The organism is Oricola nitratireducens, from assembly GCF_014904745.1.
GTDB lineage: Bacteria > Pseudomonadota > Alphaproteobacteria > Rhizobiales > Rhizobiaceae > Oricola > Oricola nitratireducens.
This window is the reverse complement of sequence record NZ_JACZCS010000061.1, coordinates 1-1,017: the sequence shown is the minus strand read 5'-3', so window position 1 is coordinate 1,017 and position 1,017 is coordinate 1. Positions and strand designations below refer to the sequence as shown.

1 protein-coding gene is annotated in these 1,017 nt (G+C 67.6%); it reads left to right on the top strand.

Translation table 11 applies throughout. From position 1 onward, the window contains the following. Positions 1-26 precede the first annotated feature (26 nt). Positions 27-932, top strand: coding sequence for a tyrosine-type recombinase/integrase (locus tag IG169_RS23785; protein ID WP_193178764.1), 906 nt, complete (start codon positions 27-29; stop codon positions 930-932). The last annotated feature ends 85 nt before the right edge of the window (positions 933-1,017 follow it).

Below are 1,017 nucleotides of genomic sequence, written 5' to 3'. Positions count from 1 at the left end.
GTTCCCTTCAACGAGAGGAACTCGCCATGGCTACCCTATCGACCAATGCCCCGATCACGCCACTTCGCCAGCGCATGCAGCAGGACATGCTGATGCGAGGTCTGGGACCGCACACGCAGCAGGACTACGTTCGCCATGTCCGGCGCTTCGCCGCTTTCCTTGGGCGCGCTCCCGACACCACGACGACCGAGGACATCCGGCGCTTCCAGCTTTATCAGCATGAGAACGGTGTTGGCCCGGCGACGATCAACGGCGCGGTCTCGGCGCTGCGATTCCTGTTCACGGTGACGCTGAGGCGGCGGGATCTGGCGAGCGCGCTGGTGGTCACCCGGTATCCGCGCAAGCTGCCCGAGGTGCTGAGCGTGGAGGAAGCGGCGCGGCTGCTCGAGGCGGTGCCGGGCATCAAGTACAAGGCGGCGCTCGGCGTCGCCTATGGCGCGGGCCTGCGCGTGTCCGAGGTCGCGCATCTCAAGGTCGACGATATCGACTCGACACGCATGCTGATCCGCGTCGAACACGGCAAGGGACGCAAGGACCGCAACGCCATGCTCTCGCCGCAACTGCTGGAACTGCTGCGTCTGTGGTGGCGCGAAGGCAAGCGGCGCGGGGTGATGCTCCCGCATGGCTGGCTGTTCCCGGGGCGCAGCTGCACCGATCCGATCTCGTCGCGGCAACTGCACCGCGCGGTCCAGGAAGCCGCCGAAGTCGCCGGCATCCGCAAGCGTGTCAGCCCACACACGCTGCGGCACAGCTTCGCCACCCACCTGCTCGAACAGGACGTCGACATCCGCGTCATCCAGGTGCTGCTCGGGCACAGCAAGCTCGAGACCACCGCGCTCTACACGAAGGTCTCGACCCGGACGATCCGCGCGGTCGCAGGGCCGCTCGACCGGCTGATGGCGCTTATGGAAGGCAAGACGCCGCCCGGCTGAACCGGTGCGCGGCGCCATCGAGGTCGCCGACATCTTCCGTGCTGCCGGGCCTGCCTACCGGGCCATCCATGCCGGGCACCTGAGC

Bases quoted from the DNA above. Each gene is read 5' to 3' on its own strand.
- IG169_RS23785 (WP_193178764.1), top strand. From the start codon at position 27: ATGGCTACCCTATCGACCAATGCCCCGATCACGCCACTTCGCCAGCGC.